Origin of the sequence: Auritidibacter ignavus (assembly GCF_003703835.1) — a bacterium.
Lineage (GTDB): Bacteria > Actinomycetota > Actinomycetes > Actinomycetales > Micrococcaceae > Auritidibacter > Auritidibacter ignavus.
Window position 1 is genome coordinate 148,951 of record NZ_RDQR01000003.1, and the last position, 16,703, is coordinate 165,653.

Consider the following 16,703-nt stretch of genomic DNA (forward strand, 5'->3'; position numbering starts at 1 on the left):
CACTGCACTGTTCATCTGCACGTATTTCAGTCCGCATCTAGTTTAGCCCGTTGTCTCAGCTGACAAGGGGCGGACGTAGACGAGAAAGACCTCTTCACCGTCGACCGGCTCAGCTAAGCCGATATCAGACAGCGACCAGTCGCGTTCCGGCGCCCGGCGAAAGCCCAGACGTTCGTAGAGCCGGTGCGCCTCCGTCATAGATTGCAACGTCGTCAGCGACACCGCGCGAGCGCCTTCACGTTCGGCCCAATCCAATACAGCAGTGACCAGGGCGGCGCCGACTCCTCGACGGCGTGCCTCCGGGGCGACCACGAGCATGCGAAATTCACGTTCATCCGGCCGAGCGGTTTCCGAGGCATCGTCCTCGGGGCGAACCATGATCACTGAACCGAGCACCTGGTCCGGGTGCGCTGAATCGACAGCGACCTTCAGGAGTTCGGAGGCGTGAGCAGCCACGTCGGCCAAGGTCTCGACATAACTGTCTTCGGGGCGGAGATGACCACCGTCAAGGTAGGAGCGCACTCGTTGGTCGGAAATGGCGGCGAAATCGTCTTCGGTGGCGGTTCTGATCTGAATCACGTGCTCCACCTTTCAGTAGTGACAGCGGTGGCCTGGTTCCAGCCCGAGACTGTTGCCGGTCGGACCCAGTTCCCCGAGCAGACACCAATCTCCCGTCTCAACGCCATTAGACCAGCGAGGCCGACGCACGCTAAGACCAGCTTCTTCACCAATCAACGCGCCAGCGGCCCAGTCATACTCGCTCAAACCGTACTCGGCGTAGGCGTCCAGCGTACCTTGAGCCACCAGACACAGATCAATGGCAGCTGACCCGAGACGGCGGATATCGGCGAATCCTTCGTGCTCCATCAGCCGGTTGGCAGCCTCAATTTGGTAGGGACGACGTTGCTGATCGTAGCTGAACCCGGTTCCCAGCAGGCGCCCCTGCTGTTGAGATGCCGGGCCGGAAAGTCGCAACGGTTCTGGGTGCTGACCTGCTTCACCCGCAGGGACATCGGCCTCGCGCACCAGATAGGCACCCGCCCCACGCGCGGCGTACCAGGTGCACCCCAGCGCCGGAGCGTGGACGACTCCGGCTAGCCATTGGACAGCCCGTCCCTCGTCGGCGTGGTAGCCCACCGCCACACTGGTGGCATAGTGTGGGATGCCCCTGATGAAGTTCGTGGTGCCGTCCAGTGGATCGATGGACCACCGGTAGCCCGACGGGCTCTCGGGGACGTGTTGGTCGTATTCTTCTCCGGTGATCTCATCGTGGGGCCGATAGGCGATAATGACCGAACGCACCGCGTGTTCAGCGCCACGGTCGTAGTCGGTGACCCAATCGGAGGTCGAGGTTTTGTTTTCGGCACCGAGCTGGTCGGCGCGCAACGGTGTCAGTGGACCAGGGCGTCGTTGCAAGGTCTCGGCGCCAGCTCGAGCGGCCGCGCGTGCGACCGCGAGCAGGCCCTGGACCGGATGGGAGCATTCATCGACCATAGGTCCTATCCTTCAACGCCGTCAGGTCCTTGTTCCAACAGCCGTTGGAATCCCGCTTCGTCGAGGACGGTGATGCCCAGTGATTCGGCTTTATCGAGTTTAGAACCGGCATTGGCGCCCGCGATGAGATAATCGGTCTTCTTCGACACCGACCCGGTGGCTTTACCGCCACGAGCAAGAATGGCCTCTTTGGCTGAGTCCCTGCTGAATTCTTCCAACGTGCCGGTCACCACGAGCGTGAGCCCCGCCAGGGTTTTGGTGATGGCTTGGTTGCGTTCGTCTTCGGTGCGCACCCCGCAAGCAGCCCACGCATCGATGACCTTCAGCCGCCATGGTTCGGAGAAGAACTCGACCAGTGCCTCGGCAATAGTCGGGCCAATTCCATCAACGTGAGCAAAGGCTTCAGGGTCACCGGACTGGGCGGCTTTTCGGATAGCCGGCAGTGACCCGAAGGCCACGGCCAGCGCCCGGGCGGCGGTGGGTCCGACGTAGCGGATCGACAGCGCCACCAGCACTCGCCAGAGCGGTTGTTCTTTGGCTTTGTCCAGTTCGGCAAATAACTTCTTGGTGTTCGCGGTGGGTTCGCCACGTTGATTGTAAAAATAGGGCTGTAACTGCCACGTGCCACTGGGGACCAGGTGCCCGTCCTTGTCCTTGACGCGTTTTTCGCGCCAGACCTTCACCTCGCCCAGCGCTGCTTTCAGGTCCGGGTCACCGTTAGTTTCTGCCAAGTCAAACAGCTGAGCATCCGAGGTCAGCACGCCCGGGCCTTGGGGGTGGACGTGCCCGTGGTTATGGGCCGGGTCAGGTCCGGGCCCATTGGTTAGCCAAATAGCGGCTTCTTCCCCCAGGGCTTCAATGTCGAAGGCCCCCCGGGAGCCGGCGTGCTCAATGCGTCCGGTCAATTGCGCCGGACACTTCTCGGCATTGAGACACCGCAGATCCACGTCCCCTTCTTTCGCCGGGGCCAACGGCTCACCACACGAAGGACACTCGGATGGCATCTGAAAGTCCCGAATCTCACCATCGCGCTCGCCGGACTGGATCTGTTCACGAATCGGTAGCACCGGCCCGACAATCTCGGGGATCACGTCACCGGCCTTGCGCAACACCACGGTGTCCCCGATCTTGACGTTCTTCGCTGTGACCACGTCTTGGTTGTGCAGGGTCGCCATGGAGACGGTGGAGCCGGCCACCACGACCGGTTCCATCACTGCGTAGGGGGTGACTCGTCCGGTACGGCCAACGTTGACGCGAATATCCAATAACTGGGTATGGACTTCTTCCGGTGGGTATTTATAAGCCACCGCCCAGCGTGGTGTCCGAGAGGTATAGCCTAACTGGCGTTGCAGGTCGAAGTCATCGATCTTGACCACGATGCCATCAATGTCATGCACCAGCTCGTGGCGCTGGTCGCCATACTGAGCGATATAATCCAGCACATCCTGGTGCGCTGCTTCGGCGGATTCAGCAGAGAAAAAGGTGGTGTACGGGCTGATAGGTAGCCCCCACTCCCCCAGTTGCTGGTAGGTCTCGTATTGGCTGGTGAGTTCCAGTCCTTCCCGAGCTCCAATGCCATGGACAAACATCGATAGGGGACGTTGGGCGGTGAGGGCCGGGTCCTTTTGTCGCAGTGACCCGGCCGCGGCGTTACGTGGGTTGGCAAAGGGCGCCAACCCGGACTCAGCACGTTGCTGGTTGAATTCTCGGAAGGCCTGGGAAGGCATAAAGATCTCTCCGCGGACTTCAACCAACTCAGGGATGTTGTCTCCACGGAGTCGTTGGGGAATGTCTTTGATGGTGCGCACGTTGTGAGTCACATCTTCACCGACAGTGCCATCCCCACGAGTTGCGGCCCGCTCTAAGACGCCATGGCGATACACCAGCGCGATGGCCAAACCATCGATCTTGACCTCCGCTAACCAAGCCGGACGCATATCGGGGCGGATGTTGTGCAGGGAGGTCTCGGTGCGAGTGAACCAGGTGGTCAGCTCCTGCAGGGAGAAGACATCTTCCAGCGAGTACATCTGGTTCAGGTGTTCCACCGGGGTGAAGGCCGCCGAGACGTCGCCACCGACGTCTTGGGTGGGTGAGTCATTGGCCACGATCTCCGGGTGCATCGCTTCGAGGTCTTCAAGCTCGCGGTACAGCTTGTCGTAGGCGGCGTCGGAGATTTCAGGCTCATCGTGTTGGTAATACGCGGTGCGATGCCGGCGCACCTGAGAGATGAGTTGCTCGTAGTGTTCACGTAGCTCGGAATCGGGGATGACGTCTGGCTCGTGATGTTCTGCGGAGGAAGTCATTGCTGAACCTTCTGGTGGTCGGTCTCGGGTGGGGCATCGAGCACTTCCACCACCACGGCGGTGATATTGTCCGAGCCGTCGAGGTCGAGGGCCTGTTCGATAAATGTGTCGGCGGCATCTTGCGGTGTTTGGGCCGACGTGAGCACTAAACCTATTTCGTGGTGATCCACCGCGTTACTCAACCCATCGCTACACAGCAAGAACCGGTCTCCCACCGCGGCATCGAGCATCATGACATCGGCGGTTAGTCGCAGCTGGGAACCCACGGCACGAGTGATCATATTTTTGGCCCGATGGTGGCGTGCTTCATCGGCCGTGATGTGGCCGGAGCGGAGCATTTCTTGGACCACGGAGTGATCCTCGGTCAATTGCACAAGTTGTTCATCGGCGCTGCGGTACAGGTAGGTGCGAGAGTCACCGACATTGATCACCGCCAGTCGCTCTACGCCTTCGTGTTTGACCGCGCAGAGCAACGTGACAGTGGTGCCAGCTCGCCCATTGGAATAGTCAAAGACTTCTTTGTTGCCGGTGGTGAGCCACTGTTGCAGATCCGTGAGTTCTACGAGCTTGTCGCCGTGTTCTTTGCGCCCGGTGAGCAGGGCTTTGACGGTCAGCGCCGAGGCGACTTCTCCGGCATCGTGTCCTCCCATACCGTCGGCGACGATGAACAGGTCGTCAGCGGTGCCATGGCTGTCTTCATTAGTGTCACGTCGGTGCCCCACATCGGTGGCGACGCCACTACGGAATCGGTAGGATGAACTCACCCCACCAGAATAGTCGCCCACTAGTCGATCTCAATACCTTCACCGGTGCCCCGCAACAACATCGCCGGGCGAATTTCACCGAATCCTCGCACCGAAGCCGGTGGCTGGGGAATCAGAATATAGCGGTCATCATCGGCGAGCGCGTTGGAAGCCATCTGGTCAACCAGCACGGTGCCCGGATCGGCCAGCGCGGTCAGCCGGGCAGCAAGGTTGACGGTGGGGCCGTAGATATCTCCGAGTCGGGAGAGCACCCGGCCCCACACCAACGAGACGCGCGCCGAGGGGAGCACCGGGTCATCCGACAGCGCCTTTGATAAGGCCAGCGAGATTTCGGCTCCGTCTTCGGGGGTTTCAGCATTGAACAACACCTCATCGCCGACGGTTTTGACCAGGTGACCTCCGCCCACAGAGATAATTTCTGCGCACCGGTTCTCAAAGCGTTGCACCATTTGGGCCAGGGTGCGTTCGGACATGGTGCGCGACAGCGAGGTGTAGGAGACCATATCGGCAAACCCGACCGCCCGGGCCAGCGGTAGCGAATCATCGTCTTCGGTGCCATCGCGACCCCGGGCTGAAGCGGCGAGCCCTGCTTCAACCCGCACGGCCAGTCGTTGCAACGCTGAATTCAGTTGACGCTTATAGGAGTAGGCCATGACTTCTTCCAGCGAATCCACGACTCGGGGCAACATCTGGACGACTTCACGGCGGGCCTGCGGATCTGAGAGACCTTCGGCATTCATTTTGTCTTCCACTAGGGCCTCGATCTGCCAGACCACCATCCGGTCGGTCATCTGCCCAATGGAGCGTGAGAGTGAGATCGCGGTTTCTTCGTTCAAAATACCGCGTCGCACCAAGTCGATCATGGTGGCGAAGGCGTCAGCGTCACTATTGGTAAAGACTGGTTCTTCTTCGGAGACATTCGGGAAGCCCAAGGCTCGGCCGAGCTTGCGAACGGAGAGCGCCGATACGCCGAGTTTCTGGGCCAACTGGCGACGATTAAGTTTGCGTGGCCCCCCGATGAGCTCTTCATCAAGCACCCGGATCGCCTGGGTCCAGGTTTCCGGGTCGTTGATCGGGTCAAGAGTGGCAGCGGTGTCACCTTTCTGGTCCTGTAAGTCGCTGAGCTCTTTGAGCCCTTCCCAAGGGTTAGACTGCACTACTGGTTCAGGCTGAGTAGGTGTGGGGTCCCGGTAAACCTGGTCTTCGGAATGCCCGGTGTTCTCTGATCCGCGAGCCATCAGTAGCCTCCCATCGGGTGGGGTTGGGAGTTCCCCGGCGTCTGTGTCGACATGCCGTCATGGCGATAGTCGGGCCGATAGGTTGCCGACAACGTGCCAAATTTGCGAGCATAAGCGAGACGTTCGTTTTCCACAAAGTGGGTGAAGTCATCGACGTGTGGCACGTTAGTCAAAGTCCAGGATTGTCCTTGAGCGGTGAAGAGTTGGAGGTCTCCGACCCCGCGACGAGTTTGTCGGCGGGACTGGCGAATCCGGATGTGGACAATACTGGATAGCGCCATCCACCGGCGACGCACAGATAAGGTGCCGTAGCGTTGGGCCACCCGGTGGGTGGTGATTTCATAAACTTCCGTCAACCATTGCCAGACTGGGCGAACCACCAGCACTGCCAGGAGTAAAACCACCACAACAGTTCCGGCGATCGACCACACACGGTCATACGTACTCAGCGCCCAGGGCAGATCAGGGCGGGTTAAGAATCCTTGCCAAGCGCCTTGAAGCCCGCCCAATAACACCAGCCAGATGGCTGGGCCAATCAGGATGGAGGCATCGGCACGGGTACGGATCCGCATTTGTTCTCCGGTGACAAGCTTGGCCATTTATCCTCCTCCTCTCCGACCCGGACGGGGTGCATCTGCTGCATCGACCACAGTATGCCGGACAAAGATGAAGAAATGCTGTGTGCTCAGCGTTCACAGCGTGAGATATGTGACCGGCACTGCCATTCTACCGGTCGAGCCCGACGTGGAGTCGTGCTTGTCTGGCTGGAGGCGAACCTATCGGGGTCTAACGTGATGAATCACTGCTGAGGTCAGATCAACCCACCCGGTGTCGGGATCTCGCGGGAGATCTTCCAGGGTGTCCTCTGGCAGAGAGGGGTCAGGTTCGACCAACAGTGAACCGGTATCCCCGAGGCCTCTGATCCAGCCGGTCAAGCGACGCTGGCCTGGAAGTTCACCGCTAATGTACTGGCCTTCGGTAACGATCAATCGACTGAGACGACGCAGTTCGTCTTCGACGTGATCCGGGTTGGGCGGATTGACGCGCTCAGCAAAGGTCTCGAGTCCGGCCACCAAACGAGTCATCGCCTCGTCAGCAAGCTTTCGAGACCCCACAGTGGCCAGGACCGGGTTGTAATCGCTAAGTGCCGCAGCGGTGTCGACCGGACGTTGCTGGCCGGAACCACCGAAATCGCGGTTGATGCCCAGACCGAGTATCACCCGGTCGTCATCGACAACCTGCGCCAAGATTCCCACGAGTTTTCGTCCGTCAGATCCCAGCACGTCATTGGGCCATTTCACCTGAGCCGTCACACCTAGTTCACCGAACCAGTCGACCAGCGTCGCGGCAGCCACCAACGTAATCCAGGGCCAATATTGGGCCTGGAGGCCGGGTCCTAACCGCGCGGGTTTGAGCAGAATCGACATACTCACCGAGGCGCCCGGAGCAGCCTGCCAGGCGTTTCCACGACGGCCGTGACCTGCCGTTTGATAATTAGCTCCCACTCCACTGGCGTGTGGCCAGAACTCCGGGTGCTCTTTGGCCTCCCTCATCAGAAAGCGTTGCGTGGAATCCACGCTGGGCAACCATAACCGACTGGCTCCCCGCCGGGTATCATCACTGAGGCCGGTGGAGAAACGTTCACGAATCCGTTGCGGATCAGCTGGGATGATGGGCTCAGAGGAAGTAGTCACACTCCTAGCGTAGGGGATGCCTTTCCCGCAGGACACTTCATGGTGCCAGAGCGCTGAGATGAGTACACTAGAGATTCGAATCTTGCTGTGCTCTCCGCGCTAGAATCAGCAGTACCAGCGGGATCAACAAAGCACACCTAACCCATGTTGGAGGAAGCTGTTGAGCACTGAGCCAGACCAGGCGGGACAGACCACTCCCGATCTGACTACCACCGCGGGAAAACTCGAAGACTTCTTCCATCGGCGTGAATCTGCGATGGTGCCCTCCGGCCAAGTCGCGATTGACCGTCAGCACTCCCGCGGTAAAGCCACCGCTCGTGAACGTCTCGACGAGCTGGTGGATGACGGCTCATTTGTCGAATTCGATCAGCTTCGCGTGCACCGCACCACCTCGTTCGGTATGGACGCCAAACACCCCGAAGGTGATGGTCTGGTTTCTGGCTATGGGACCATCGATGGACGTCTGGTGGCCGTTTACGCTCAGGATTTCACCGTGTTCGGTGGGTCCCTGTCGAAGGTCAACGGGGAAAAGATCGTCAAAGTCCAGCAATTCGCTGCCCGTAATGGGTGTCCTATCATCGGGATCAACGACGGGGGCGGAGCACGCATTCAAGAAGGCGTGGACTCCCTCGCGATGTTCGCAGACATCTTCCGCAATAATGTGTTGGCTTCGGGGGTGATTCCGCAGATCTCGATCATTATGGGACCGGCTGCTGGCGGTGCCGCCTACTCCCCGGCCCTGACCGATTTTGTGGTCATGGTGGATCAGACCTCACACATGTTCATCACCGGCCCCGATGTCATCAAGGCCGTGACCGGTGAAGACATTGATATGGAAACTCTTGGTGGCGCTCGTAGTCACAATGAGCGGACCGGGACCGCGGCCTATCTGGCCGAGGATGAAGCCGATGCTTTCGACTGGGTGCGGGAACTGCTGGATTACCTGCCAGCGCACAACTACTCCGATGGTCAGATCTTCGATGTCGACCCCGATCTGGCGACCACCGAAGCCGACCTGTCCCTGAACACTATCGTGCCCGACTCGGCGAACCAGCCCTACAATATGCTCGACGTGGTGGCCACGCTGGTTGATGACGGGGCCTTTTTAGAAGTCCAGCAACTTTATGCTCCCTCCGTGATTGTCGGGTTCGGCCGGATGGATGGGCGTTCGGTGGGCGTGGTGGCCAACCAGCCAATGCAATTTGCTGGCACCCTGGATATCGCTGCTTCGGAGAAGGCGGCACGCTTCGTGCGTTTTTGCGATGCTTTCAACATTCCGATTGTCACCCTGGTGGATGTGCCTGGTTTCTTGCCCGGCACCGATCAGGAGTTCAACGGCATCATTCGGCGTGGCGCGAAGCTGATTTATGCCTATGCCGAGGCTACGGTCCCGAAGATCACCGTGATCACTCGGAAGGCCTACGGGGGCGCTTATATTGTGATGGGTTCGAAGAAGCTCGGTGCAGACCTCAACCTGGCCTGGCCTACCGCCCAGATCGGTGTTATGGGTGCCCAGGGTGCGGTTAATATTCTCTACCGTCGCGAGTTGGCCAAGGTCGCTGACGAGGGCGGAGACGTCGAGACCCGTCGCCAGGAATTGATTGAGGACTACGAGGCCGAGTTGCTCAACCCCTATCAGGCAGCAGAGTCCGGTTACGTTGACGCCGTGATCGCGCCTTCAGAAACGCGCGCCGAAATTGTCAAGGCCATTCGCGCCACGGTCAATAAGCGTGAGTCGCGCCCGTACCGCAAGCACGGCAATATTCCACTGTAAACCCAAGACCACACCGGCCGAGATATGGGAGGAACCTGGATGAGCGTTGAGGAACACCACGATCCCACCGGGATGATCGTGCGTGGTGGCAATCTCACCGCCGAAGACATCGCTGCAGCCACGGCCGTAGTGGGTATCGTAGCCATGGCGCAGCCTGAAACGGCCGAAGACCGAGAAAAGGCCCGTGCCCGTCGTTTTTCGCACCGTCGCCGGGTCTCGACCTGGAACCGTGACGTCACGGCACACTGGCGTATCTCCGCTGGGGAAGACTAATGGCGCGATCTCAGCACCCTGAGATTATTCTGGCCTCCGGCTCCTCAGCCCGAGCCCAAGTACTCGCTCGGGCCGCTCTTCCCTTCACCCAACGTGTGTCCGACATCGATGAACCGGCATTGGTGGCCTCTCAAAACCGCGAACTCACCCCGGTTGAGATTCCCGAGTTGCTTGCCCAGGCCAAGGGCAGGGCAGTCGCTACCGAGGTAGCTCAGGAGATAACCTCCCCAACACTGATTTTGGCGGCCGATTCAGTCTTTGAATTCAACTCCAGCGTTTACGGCAAACCCCATGAACCCGAGATCGCCATCGAGCGCTGGCGGGCCCAACAAGGACAGTCCGGTACCCTGCACACCGGACACTGGCTGGGGCTCCTCCACCCTGAAAAACCCGGTGCGCTCAAGCAACAAGTGGTCACCGACTCCGCTGAGGTGGAGTTCGCAGCGGTGGACGAGCAAACGATCCTCGACTACGTGGCCACCGGCGAACCGCTAGGGTGTGCCGGTGGATTTACCCTCGAAGCCCGGGGCGCATCGCTGATCCAGTCCGTGCAAGGTGATCCCAATACCGTCTTGGGGCTCAGCCTGCGTGTGGTGCGCGAGTCACTTCAAACGTGGGGATACCGGCTCTCCGATTGGTGGGACTGACATCACACCGCTGAAGGAACTCGAAGCATTTTTGTAGACTTCCTCCAAGGGATTCTGCCAATCTGCCAAGAATTTCACGTCAAATTGTAGAATTCCCACCGTGAGGTCCTAGGATTCTTCAAGGGACTGTGGTGGAATATTTTCCTGGCCGTTTGCCGACGTCCCTCGCCAAGTTTTCGTCATTTTTGAGGAGCCTGTGCCTGTATGACCGCTCAACGCGCTAGCACCGAGCTGCTGCTCAAGCCGTTTTCTAAGGTCCTAATTGCCAATCGCGGTGAAATCGCTGTTCGCGTGATCCGCGCAGCCCACGACGAAGGCCTCGACGCGGTCGCGGTTTATGCAGGCCCGGATCGAGACGCGATGCATGTGCGTATGGCCGATGAAGCCTACTCTTTGGAGGGCGACACAGCTGCCGAGACGTACCTGCGCATCGACAAAATCATTCGTGTAGCCCAAGAGTCCGGAGCCGATGCCGTTCATCCCGGGTACGGCTTTTTGGCTGAAAACGCTGACTTTGCCCGCGCCGTCTTAGAGGCCGGCCTTGTCTGGATTGGCCCCTCTCCCTCAGCCATTGACTCCCTGGGCGATAAGGTCGCAGCACGACAGATCGCTCAGAAGGTCGGAGCTCCACTCGCCCCAGGAACTCAAGATCCGGTGGAATCCGCCGACGAGGTTCTCGCCTTCGCCGATGAGCACGGCCTGCCCTTGGCCATCAAGGCCGCCTACGGGGGAGGTGGTCGGGGCATTAAGGTCGCCCGCGAGCGCGCAGATATTCCCGAGCTGTTTGAATCGGCCGTGCGGGAAGCCACCGCCGCGTTTGGTCGTGGTGAGTGTTTTGTGGAGCGCTTCTTGGAGGCACCCCGCCACGTTGAGACCCAGTGCATCGCAGATTCCTTCGGCCATGTTGCCGTGGTCTCGACCCGCGACTGCTCGTTGCAACGGCGGAACCAGAAGCTGGTGGAAGAAGCACCCGCACCGTTTTTGACCGATGAGCAGAACCAGCGTCTCTACGATGCCTCGGTCGCACTATTGCAGGAAGCCAACTACGTCGGCGCTGGTACCTGTGAGTTTTTGGTCGGTCAAGACGGCACGATCTCGTTTTTGGAGGTCAATACCCGACTGCAGGTCGAACACTGTGTCTCCGAAGAAGTCACGGGCCTGGATTTGGTCCGCGAACAATTCCGCGTGGCCCGCGGTGAACAACTTGGTTACCAGCACCCGACCAACCGTGGCCACTCCTTCGAGTTCCGAATCAATGGCGAGGACGCCGGTCGAAACTTTATGCCAGCACCGGGTACCCTAACCCGGTTGCGTCTGCCGGGTGGCCCCGGAGTGCGCATCGACACCGGGGTGGAAGAAGGCGAGACCATCTCGGGCGCGTTCGATTCTATGGTGGCCAAACTCATCGTCACCGGCGCAACGCGTCGTGAGGCCCTGGAACGCTCCTACCGCGCCCTGACTGAGATGCAGATCGTGGGAATGCCAACGGTACTCCCCTTCCATCGTTTCGTCGTCCGCGATCCCGCCTTCGCCCCGGAGCTCAACGAGCCTGACGCTCGGTCCTTCGATGTCCACACCCGTTGGATCGAAACCGAGTTCAATAACACCATCACCCCTTACGATGGCCCCACCGCTCTCGAGACCGAGGCGACCGAACGTCGTAGCGTCACCATCGAGGTCAACACCAAGCGTGTCGAAGTCACGCTACCGGAAACCATGCCGGGGTTGCCCTCGGTGCAACAATCGGGCGGTCGAGCGACCGGCAAGCCCCGTCGCAGTTTGCGTAAAGCCGCCGGAGCGACCGGACCGAAGAAAGCCTCTGGCGATGACTTAACCTCCCCGATGCAGGGCACGCTGGTCAAAATCGCCGTCACCGAAGGCGAGCACGTCTCTGAAGGAGATCTGATCGTGGTACTGGAAGCGATGAAGATGGAACAGCCCATCACCGCCCACAAGTCCGGCACCGTGACTTCCTTGACAGTAGCCCAGGGGGAAACCATCGCCGCCGGTGGCATTCTGGCCACCATCTCCGATTCCTAAAAATCCCGCCACCATCTCGTCTTTTATAGCCTCAACCGGGGTGACCCTCTCACAGAATCTCAAAATGTGAGACGATCACCCCGGTTTTTGCTGTTTCTGCAGCGTTGACTTCAGCGCGGTAGTAGCCTGAAAAAGTTCCACATTCGCTTATTCACTGACTACCTGTTGAGGAGCATCATGGCAGGACAGCCTATGCCTGGTGTCACTGACGACATCGCGTCAGATTCTTATGACCACACCGCTACAGAACTCGGTGTCCCGCGCTGGCGGATTATTATCGCCTCCCTGGTGGGTACCTCCATTGAGTTCTACGACTTCTATATCTATGCCACCGCCGCGGTGTCGGTGTTCCCGCTCATCTTCTTCGCTGAAGGCGACGAGTCGGCCGCACTACTGGCCTCGATGGCGACCTTTGGTGCTGCTTTCGTGGCCCGGCCGATCGGTTCGATCATTTTCGGCCACATGGGCGACCGCATCGGACGCAAAGCCACGTTGATCGGCGCCTTGCTCACCATGGGCATTGCCACGTTCTTGATTGGTCTGTTGCCTACATACCACCAGATTGGGATCTGGGCGCCGGCGATGCTGACCATTCTGCGCTTCTGCCAGGGACTCGGCCTGGGCGGTGAATGGTCCGGGGCCGCCTTGCTCGCGACCGAAACCGCCCAAAAGGGCAAGCGTGCTGGGGCGGCCATGTGGCCACAACTGGGTGCTCCAATTGGGTTCTTGCTGGCCAATGGCTTTTTCTTGGTCCTGACTGTTGCGGTCGGCTACAACTCGGTGGAACACGGTGTCGATCACGTGTTCATCGACTGGGTCTGGCGGCTTCCCTTCCTGCTCTCGGCCGTGATGGTCATCATCGGCTTGTGGATCCGCGTCAGCCTGGAAGAAACCCCGGTTTTCCAGCGCGTCATTGCCCAGGACAAACGGGCCAAGGCTCCCCTGGGTCAGGTCTTCAAGCGCAACTGGTGGGAGTTACTTCTGGGAACGTTCATCATGTACGCCACCTACGTGATGTTCTATTTGATGACCACCTGGATCCTCTCTTATGCCATTGGGAGCCCCAAGCAGGGGCAGGGTCTGGGCGAAAACTACTCGGAGTTTTTGGTCTTGCAACTGATCGGCATTGTCTTTTTCGCGCTGTTCATTCCGGTCGCCGGATACCTCGCCGATAGATTCGGCCGCAGACCCACCCTGATCGTCATCACGGTGCTGATGGTGCTATTCGGGATGACCTTTGGCCCCTGGCTGTCACCGCATTCAGTGCTCCACGACGATGGATCGCTGAAGGTCTGGCAGATGGCTGCCTTCTTAATCGTCGGCATGATGCTGATGGGCTTGACCTTTGGGCCCATGTCGGCGGTACTTCCGGAACTGTTCCCCACCGAAACCCGCTACACCGGTTCGGGCGTTGCCTATAACGTCTCCTCGATCCTCGGCGCCGCCCTGACCCCTTTTATTGCCACCGCTCTGGTGCAAAATATGTCAGTGGCCTGGGTCGGCTATTATCTCTCGATCGCTTCAGCGATCTCACTGGTGGCCCTCGTTGTGGCCCCGGAAACCAAGTACCGCTCGCTGTATGACTTCACTGTCGACGAAGTCCAGCGCACCTGAGGCTAACCCGACATACGGTTCAGGGCTGTCAGGGCTCATCGCGATCCTGACAGCCCTGAATCTCTTTAAAGGCCTTGGGCGAGCATTCTGGTGTATTTAGACGTCTTCGGGGACCGGGTTCAAATCACTGCTACGCACGTGCAACAGTCGGGCAGCCTCGGCCAGGGAGCCCGACAGTGAGGGGTAGACGGTAAAGGTATTGGCCAGATCATCGACCTGCAGTCGTTTGGCCACCGCCAACGAGATCGGGTAGATCAGCTCCGAGGCACGGGGAGCCACCACGATACCACCGACCACACTATTGGAGCCTTTGCGCGCAAAGAGTTTGACGAAACCGTGCTCAACGTTCATCATCTTGGCCCGCGGGTTCGTGGTCAGATCCAGGATCACCTCGTCATACTGGTACTTGGTACGATCGGCCTGCTGGGCAGCCACACCGACGGTGGCAATCTCCGGAGAGGTGAAAATATTAGACGAGACCCGGAACGGGTTGAAGGGCTTAACCTCATCACCGATAAGGTGGTTGACCGCGATCCGGCCCTGCATCGCCGCCACGGAGGCCAACGCCAGCCGACCGGTGCAGTCCCCGGCAGCGTAGATGCCTTCCACGGAGGTGCGCGAGACCGCATCAACCCGAATGTGTCCGGATTCAGTGGTGGCCACCCCGACCTCGTCCAGTCCCAGGTGCTGGGTGTTGGGGATCCCGCCAACCGCCAACAGGCAGTGGGAGCCCTCCAGCACCTCGCCGGTGGACAACTCGACCGCAACCCCGTGCTCGGTGCGGGTCACGGCATTGGCGCGGGTTCGGGATACGACGTTGACACCGTTTTCTATAAAGACGTTTTCCAGCACTCGCGCCGCATCAGGGTCTTCATTGGGCAACACCTGGTCACGTGAGGATACCAGCGATACCTTCGCGCCCAGCAGGTTATAAGCCGAGGCGAATTCCGCACCGGTGACACCCGAGCCGACCACAATCATGTGTTCGGGCAGTTCACGGAGTCGGTAGAGTTGCTTCCAGTTGAAAATGCGCTCCCCGTCGGGCTGGGCGGTTGGGAGTTCTCGAGGTGAGGCCCCGGTGGCGATGAGCACCGCATCGGAAGTGATGGTTTCGGTCTTGCCCGAGATGGTTTCCACTTCCAGCACGCGAGGCTCCCGGAAGCGAGCCTGACCGATGACAATCCTGACGCCGGCCTTCTGTAACTTATGGCGGATATCCTCGGACTGTTCCGAGGCCAGCTGGATAATACGCTGGTCCACCTCGTTGAGGTTGGAGAACACTGCGTTCGAATCCAGCTCAATACCCAGACTGGTCGATTTCATCACGCGCCGACGGCCGTCGGCTGCCGCGATCAGCGTCTTCGACGGCACCACGTCGGTCAGCACCGCTGACCCGCCGATACCGTCACGTTCGACAATGGTGACCTCGGATCCTTGGTTAGCAGCCACCAGCGCTGCTTCGTAGCCTCCGGGTCCGGCACCGATAATGGTCAATGAGGGGTGAGGAATCAATGCTGAAGAAGACACGAGTCCTATTCTGTCGTACAAACCCTGCCAAGGCCCACAGATGTAGTGCAGATGACAGCTGAACCTCACAGCTAGGTGTAGTTCCTCGACACGTTGTGAACAGTCCGTGACTTAATGTGAACGGTCCGTGACTTAAGCGGAGACCGCCGATATCGATGTGGGTTACCACAACTCACCATCAGATACGGAGGTCTCCTATGGTTCACCGTAGATCACCGCTGACCCCGGAGGGAAGGCGACGCATCGTAGCCCTGGTTATCGATCAGGGATGGCCCCAGCGCCGAGTAGCAGAGCGATTCCAGGTCTCTGCGGCCACGGTCTCGAAATGGGTGACCCGCCACCGGGCCGGCCACGGATTCCAGGACCGCTCCAGTCGCCCTCACCATAGTCCCCGAAGGTTGCCACAGCGCACCGAGCGCAGGATCATCGCGTTGCGATTCATCCGCCAGTGGGGGCCTCACCGGATTAGCGCTCACCTGGGTATCCCTCGCTCCACCGTGGGCCGGGTGCTTCAGCGGTACCGGATGCCCAGGTTGGAATGCATTGACCAGGCCACTGGGCTGCCGGTGCGCCGTGCGGCCCCGAACCGGTATGAAGCATCCGCACCCGGTGAGCTGGTGCACATGGACATCAAGAAGCTGGGCCGGATCCCTGACGGTGGGGGCTGGCGAGTCCATGGCAGAGGCTCACCCCAGGCGCTGAAGGCCCTGGCTAAGACGCAGAAGGCCGCTGCTGAGGGAGCCTCTGCGGGCAGGGGCTACCGGTACTTGCACCACGCGGTGGATGATCACTCCCGGGTGGTCTACTCCGAGATCCTCAACGATGAGCGCAAGCACACCGCCGCTGGGTTCTGGAAACGCGCCAGGGCCTTCTTCGCCGGCATCGGCGTCGAGGTCACCGCGGTGATGACCGATAACGGTTCATGCTACCGCTCTAAGGAATTCCGCAAAGCCCTCGGCGAGGGAGTCAAACACAAGCGCACCAAGCCCTACAGGCCACAAACCAACGGCAAAGTCGAGCGGTTCAACCGAACCCTGATGACCGAATGGGCCTACGCGCGCGCCTACGCTAGCGAATCAGAACGTGAGGCCTCCTACCAGGCCTTCCTACATGAGTACAATCATCATCGAACCCACACCGCCATCGGAGGCCTAACCTCCTCAGCCCGCGTTCACAACCTCACGGGGAAGTACAACTAGCTGGGGTGCGGATGTCTTCGCGGGCCCCGGCCAGGTGGTCGGCGACCTTGGGGTGTTTATGGTCCAGGGCCTCGACGACACGGTCGAACTGGGCGTGTACTTCCTGGGCATCGGGCTGGTCATAGATGCTGTGCAG

Annotated in this window: 15 protein-coding genes; 6 read left to right on the top strand and 9 right to left on the bottom strand. The window is 59.8% G+C overall.

Annotated features, from left to right (window positions below; all coding sequences use genetic code 11):
• Window positions 1-42: 42 nt before the first annotated feature.
• The 7 genes from DYI20_RS03245 to DYI20_RS03275 form a co-directional block, all read right to left on the bottom strand.
• Complete coding sequence (locus DYI20_RS03245; protein WP_199445893.1) at window positions 43-579, bottom strand: GNAT family N-acetyltransferase; 537 nt, start codon at window positions 577-579, stop codon at window positions 43-45.
• Window positions 580-591: 12 nt separating this feature from the next.
• Window positions 592-1,494 (bottom strand): inositol monophosphatase family protein, encoded by a 903-nt coding sequence (locus DYI20_RS03250; protein ID WP_122548864.1) that lies wholly within the window; start codon window positions 1,492-1,494, stop codon window positions 592-594.
• A gap of 5 nt (window positions 1,495-1,499) precedes the next feature.
• The gene (gene ligA / locus DYI20_RS03255) at window positions 1,500-3,797 is read right to left on the bottom strand and encodes an NAD-dependent DNA ligase LigA (protein WP_122548865.1); all 2,298 of its coding nucleotides are present in this window, start codon (window positions 3,795-3,797) and stop codon (window positions 1,500-1,502) included.
• Window positions 3,794-4,561, bottom strand: coding sequence for a PP2C family protein-serine/threonine phosphatase (locus tag DYI20_RS03260; protein ID WP_158524596.1), 768 nt, complete (start codon window positions 4,559-4,561; stop codon window positions 3,794-3,796). The genes ligA and DYI20_RS03260 overlap by 4 nt, the downstream gene beginning before the upstream one ends.
• A gap of 20 nt (window positions 4,562-4,581) precedes the next feature.
• Window positions 4,582-5,799: an adenylate/guanylate cyclase domain-containing protein gene (locus DYI20_RS03265; protein WP_183145586.1), complete on the bottom strand. Its 1,218-nt coding sequence runs from the start codon at window positions 5,797-5,799 to the stop codon at window positions 4,582-4,584.
• Window positions 5,799-6,398, bottom strand: a complete 600-nt coding sequence (locus DYI20_RS03270) for a PH domain-containing protein (RefSeq protein ID WP_110098783.1) — start codon at window positions 6,396-6,398, stop codon at window positions 5,799-5,801. The genes DYI20_RS03265 and DYI20_RS03270 overlap by 1 nt, the downstream gene beginning before the upstream one ends.
• 177 nt (window positions 6,399-6,575) lie before the next feature.
• Window positions 6,576-7,493, bottom strand: a complete 918-nt coding sequence (locus DYI20_RS03275; protein WP_122548866.1) for a biotin--[acetyl-CoA-carboxylase] ligase — start codon at window positions 7,491-7,493, stop codon at window positions 6,576-6,578.
• A 160-nt stretch (window positions 7,494-7,653) separates the two neighbouring features.
• Here DYI20_RS03275 and DYI20_RS03280 point away from each other — a divergent pair, with 160 nt between their 5' ends.
• The 5 genes from DYI20_RS03280 to DYI20_RS03300 all read left to right on the top strand — a co-directional run bounded on the left by DYI20_RS03280 (window position 7,654) and on the right by DYI20_RS03300 (window position 13,841).
• Window positions 7,654-9,267, top strand: a complete 1,614-nt coding sequence (locus tag DYI20_RS03280; RefSeq protein WP_233242904.1) for an acyl-CoA carboxylase subunit beta — start codon at window positions 7,654-7,656, stop codon at window positions 9,265-9,267.
• 39 nt (window positions 9,268-9,306) lie between these two features.
• Window positions 9,307-9,540, top strand: coding sequence for an acyl-CoA carboxylase epsilon subunit (locus DYI20_RS03285; RefSeq protein ID WP_158278482.1), 234 nt, complete (start codon window positions 9,307-9,309; stop codon window positions 9,538-9,540).
• The gene (locus DYI20_RS03290; protein ID WP_110098786.1) at window positions 9,540-10,187 is read left to right on the top strand and encodes a Maf family protein; all 648 of its coding nucleotides are present in this window, start codon (window positions 9,540-9,542) and stop codon (window positions 10,185-10,187) included. Before DYI20_RS03285 ends, DYI20_RS03290 begins: the two co-directional genes overlap by 1 nt.
• A 204-nt stretch (window positions 10,188-10,391) precedes the next feature.
• Window positions 10,392-12,227, top strand: a complete 1,836-nt coding sequence (locus DYI20_RS03295) for an acetyl/propionyl/methylcrotonyl-CoA carboxylase subunit alpha (protein WP_122548867.1) — start codon at window positions 10,392-10,394, stop codon at window positions 12,225-12,227.
• A gap of 177 nt (window positions 12,228-12,404) precedes the next feature.
• Window positions 12,405-13,841, top strand: coding sequence for an MFS transporter (locus DYI20_RS03300; protein WP_243857804.1), 1,437 nt, complete (start codon window positions 12,405-12,407; stop codon window positions 13,839-13,841).
• A gap of 96 nt (window positions 13,842-13,937) precedes the next feature.
• Here the strand turns inward: DYI20_RS03300 and DYI20_RS03305 are convergent, their stop codons facing one another.
• The gene (locus DYI20_RS03305) at window positions 13,938-15,377 is read right to left on the bottom strand and encodes an NAD(P)H-quinone dehydrogenase (RefSeq protein WP_122548877.1); all 1,440 of its coding nucleotides are present in this window, start codon (window positions 15,375-15,377) and stop codon (window positions 13,938-13,940) included.
• 188 nt (window positions 15,378-15,565) lie between these two features.
• Here DYI20_RS03305 and DYI20_RS03310 point away from each other — a divergent pair, with 188 nt between their 5' ends.
• Window positions 15,566-16,567: an IS481 family transposase gene (locus tag DYI20_RS03310; RefSeq protein ID WP_122548869.1), complete on the top strand. Its 1,002-nt coding sequence runs from the start codon at window positions 15,566-15,568 to the stop codon at window positions 16,565-16,567.
• Here the strand turns inward: DYI20_RS03310 and DYI20_RS03315 are convergent.
• Window positions 16,548-16,703 (bottom strand): transposase (locus DYI20_RS03315; protein WP_244924649.1); only part of this gene is annotated, 156 nt, incomplete at its 5' end. The genes DYI20_RS03310 and DYI20_RS03315 overlap by 20 nt on opposite strands.

Excerpts from the sequence above, each read along its gene's own strand:
- DYI20_RS03285 (WP_158278482.1), top strand. The coding sequence starts at position 9,307 with ATGAGCGTTGAGGAACACCACGATCCCACCGGGATGATCGTGCGTGGT.
- DYI20_RS03250 (WP_122548864.1), bottom strand. The coding sequence starts at position 1,494 with ATGGTCGATGAATGCTCCCATCCGGTCCAGGGCCTGCTCGCGGTCGCA.
- DYI20_RS03290 (WP_110098786.1), top strand. The coding sequence starts at position 9,540 with ATGGCGCGATCTCAGCACCCTGAGATTATTCTGGCCTCCGGCTCCTCA.
- DYI20_RS03310 (WP_122548869.1), top strand. The coding sequence starts at position 15,566 with ATGGTTCACCGTAGATCACCGCTGACCCCGGAGGGAAGGCGACGCATC.
- DYI20_RS03270 (WP_110098783.1), bottom strand. The coding sequence starts at position 6,398 with ATGGCCAAGCTTGTCACCGGAGAACAAATGCGGATCCGTACCCGTGCC.
- DYI20_RS03265 (WP_183145586.1), bottom strand. The coding sequence starts at position 5,799 with ATGGCTCGCGGATCAGAGAACACCGGGCATTCCGAAGACCAGGTTTAC.
- DYI20_RS03295 (WP_122548867.1), top strand. The coding sequence starts at position 10,392 with ATGACCGCTCAACGCGCTAGCACCGAGCTGCTGCTCAAGCCGTTTTCT.
- ligA (WP_122548865.1), bottom strand. The coding sequence starts at position 3,797 with ATGACTTCCTCCGCAGAACATCACGAGCCAGACGTCATCCCCGATTCC.
- DYI20_RS03300 (WP_243857804.1), top strand. The coding sequence starts at position 12,405 with ATGGCAGGACAGCCTATGCCTGGTGTCACTGACGACATCGCGTCAGAT.